Source organism: Neobacillus drentensis (genome assembly GCF_036966985.1).
Classification (GTDB): domain Bacteria; phylum Bacillota; class Bacilli; order Bacillales; family Cytobacillaceae; genus Neobacillus; species Neobacillus drentensis_E.
This window is the reverse complement of the sequence record NZ_JBALSN010000678.1, coordinates 1-3,441: the sequence shown is the minus strand read 5'-3', so window position 1 is coordinate 3,441 and position 3,441 is coordinate 1. Positions and strand designations below refer to the sequence as shown.

Below are 3,441 nucleotides of genomic sequence, written 5' to 3'. Positions count from 1 at the left end.
ACCTGGATGCAACTTTTGATACCTATGAGGAAGCTGAAATGTTCTTACAAGAAGAGGGTTTTACTATGCAGTAAATAAATTAAAGGCGGTGCTTTTGCACCGCCTTTAATTTATTTACTTTCTTTGTCGATCCATTCGTCTAAGCGGATAATGCTTTGTTTGGCTCGTTCATATTCAATCGTCCGATAATGATGCATGCCGCCTTCTTCTTCATCCTTTTCATCGGCCCATTTAACAATTTGCTGTAAGGGTGTACGGACAATATCGTTGGATGGCAAAAATGAGTCGGTATGAAATAAAATGGCGAGTGCGATTGTCTTTGCTTTTATTGGATTTTCACCAAGGCGAATCAAGAGCTTATGGGCCCTTTCCGCCCCTTTGATTGGGTGAATGTCATTTTGTTTGTATAAGTCATAATCCCATTTTCCATTTTTATACCATGTATAATGACCCATGTCATGGAGGAGTCCTGCTTTTGCAGCAATGTCTACATCCAATTGATGTTCCTTCCCTAATTGGTAGGCATGGTAGGCAACCGCAATCGCATGGGCAAGACCTGAACGATTCAAATATTTTTGGGCAATATGATGTTCAAATATATTCAATAAGGTAACGTCTCTCATGCGATCCTTCTCCTAACTTTTTTAAAATAATATATTTTACTTATTATATGATAACAATTGGTACATGGCTATTTTTTTATTATTGGCCCTGTTAAATTGGGATGTTGATTTCCGCTCCAGGCACGAGCGGTTCGCCGGCATCCATTAGTATTAAAAAGCAGCAAGCATATAAATGCCTGCTGCTACTTATGAACAAAAATATATTAACGTTTCGACTTTCGATAACCTTGATCCTGTGCTTCTTTTTCTGAACAAAACCAGACAATATTGTCTTTGGTGGATTCGTAATAACTACCGCCTGGTACATGATAAATATGGGAATTGGCATTTCCTTTAATTTTCCCTTTACAATCCAAGTTAGTTTCTTGATCATCATTTGGGTTATTTTCATACATATTTCCAGATGATGTGTTTGAAGTTGACCCTTTTTCAACCGTGCCCTTGGCATTATCAGTGTTATACCCATCCTCTAGGGCATAATTTTCAATGGACCAAATGCCAATACCCTTTTTTTGTGCCTTCTTTTGGATCGCATAAAATTCATCAACATATTGAGTATTGGGTGCATAGATATAGGCTACTCGTGCAAGACCTTCCTCAAGCAACATTTCATTAAACATTTTTCCATTTACATAAATATAAGCAAGTAAACGGCCATATTTATCTCGACCTTCTCCAATTCCAGGTTCTATTTCGACTTTAGTACCGACAGCGAGAATCTTCTTAGTATACTCAGACGCTTCCGGTCCAAACGGTTGAACACCTAAGCGGGGATGGTGTGTCTCTGGTGTATCCACGCAGAGCATTCTGACCTTTTCGACCTTCCCATTAAGATTAATCTCAACAGTATCCCCATCGACATTCTTTACAATGGTGGCGGGAAGTAATTTCTTATTAGCAGTTTTCTGCTCTGGAACTTCTGATTGAGATGGTGAAGCATCGCTCGATTCATTCGTATTCACTTCTTTATTTTTATTAATAGAAGTTGTTTTTGTGTCATTCTTATCCTTAGAGATTTCGGTCTCAGTACACCCAGTTAGAATGATAAGGATAATGACAAGTAATGAAATGATTAATTGATGAATTCTCTTGTTCATTGCAAATTCCCCTTGATGTTATTTCTGACATAATTGTAACAAAAGAAAAAGAGAGAAGTTATTCTCTCTTTAACTGTTTATTCTGCTGATGTCCCAGTGTCACCTTTTGGACCTAAATATTCATAATCATTAGGGTTAATTGGTGTATAACCTTCTGGCTTATAGAAACGTAGTAAGTCTTTGTAAACAATTTCATCAGACATATTTAATTCCATATTGACTTTGCTATCGACATCCTTACAAATCGTACTATCCTCTAATAATTCACCCGTTGCAGAGGAGTAACATTTCTCATTAATCTGGATGGCATCTGATGTTACAAAGTCACCGTTTCTAAATAATGCCCAATTCCGGTGTTGTTTGGAAAGTAAATCTGATCCAAATTCCATATAATCTTTCGTATCAATACCTAATAAATGAAGAACAGTTGGACGTACATCGACTTCCCCGCCAACTTGGTGTTGAACTCCGCCTTTTACACCAGGTACATGAATAAATAATGGTACACGCTGTAGTTTTGCATTGATTGCAGGAGTGATTTCGTCCACACCCATAACCTTTGCCATTGCATCGTTATGGTTTTCAGAAATGCCGTAATGGTCACCATACATAACAATGATGGTATTATCATACAAACCGTTTGCTTTTAGATCATTAAAGAACTGCTGGAACGCCTGATCCATATAGTTTGCAGATTGGAAATATTGGTTTACAACCGTATCCCCGTAATCACCGGCAGGAAAATTTGTATCCTCCGGATCCATTTCAAATGGGAAGTGATTAGACAGAGATATAAATTTTGTATAAAACGGCTGCTTTAGGCTTTCAAGTAATGGAATAGATTCCTTAAAGAAAGGTTTATCTTTCATTCCATAGTTTTTTGTATTTTCATCTGACATACTATAGTACTCTGCATCAAAGAATTGATCGTAGCCAAATGCTTTATAGATCACATTTCGATTCCAGAATGTTTTATAGTTACCATGTAACACTGCGGAACTATATCCTTGTCCTTTTAGAATCGACGGCATTGCTTGATAGGTGTTTTGGGCTTTGTTAACAAAAACCGCACCTTGTGCCATTGGATAAAGTGAGTTTTCCATTAAGAATTCGGCATCCGATGTTTTTCCTTGGCCTGTTTGATGATAAAAATTATCAAAATAGAAAGTATTATTGTCATGTGCTAATGAATTTAAAAATGGTGTTACTTCTTGACCGTTAGGCATTTTATAATCAATCATAAAACTTTGGAAGGATTCCATCGAAATATAAATTACGTTCTTACCCTTAGCTTTACCAAAGTATTTTGGATTTGGGGCAGCATAATTTGCTTTACGATAGTTCTCAACATCGGTAATATCACTGCTATCAGCCAACGCACGCTGACTGGATGATTTAATATTTTGGATAACATCATAAATGGTAAAGTTGTACGCACCAAGGTATTTTACTAAATAATTTCGGTCAAAAGAACGTGACAGTAGTTGTGGACGATCCTTTTCCGCTAAACCTAAATTGAATAGAAAAGTAGTGATTGAAAATAATAAAACAATTTTATAGGTTTTTCTGTTCGATACCGTTACTTTTTTGAAGACTGTTAATGATAATGCAATTAAAATAAACATATCTGTAAAATATAAAATATCAAAAGGAGACATTAACGAAAGTGCACTGTCACCTAGCTGTCCAGCATTCGTTTTGGTTTGCATCAAAACTGGTAC

The 3,441-nt window shown here is 36.5% G+C and carries 3 protein-coding genes; all 3 read right to left on the bottom strand.

The window, feature by feature from the left end; genetic code table 11:
* Positions 1–110: 110 nt before the first annotated feature.
* A complete protein-coding gene (locus V7659_RS30340; RefSeq protein ID WP_335543730.1) occupies positions 111–623 on the bottom strand; it encodes an HD domain-containing protein in 513 nt (170 codons plus the stop codon).
* A gap of 203 nt (positions 624–826) precedes the next feature.
* On the bottom strand, positions 827–1,720 hold the full coding sequence (locus V7659_RS30335) for a thermonuclease family protein (protein WP_335543729.1): 894 nt from the start codon (positions 1,718–1,720) through the stop codon (positions 827–829).
* Positions 1,721–1,797: 77 nt separating this feature from the next.
* Positions 1,798–3,441: LTA synthase family protein (locus tag V7659_RS30330; protein WP_335543728.1), on the bottom strand; the 1,644-nt coding region annotated here is incomplete at its 5' end.

Bases quoted from the DNA above. Each gene is read 5' to 3' on its own strand.
- V7659_RS30340 (WP_335543730.1), bottom strand. From the start codon at position 623: ATGAGAGACGTTACCTTATTGAATATATTTGAACATCATATTGCCCAA.
- V7659_RS30335 (WP_335543729.1), bottom strand. From the start codon at position 1,720: ATGAACAAGAGAATTCATCAATTAATCATTTCATTACTTGTCATTATC.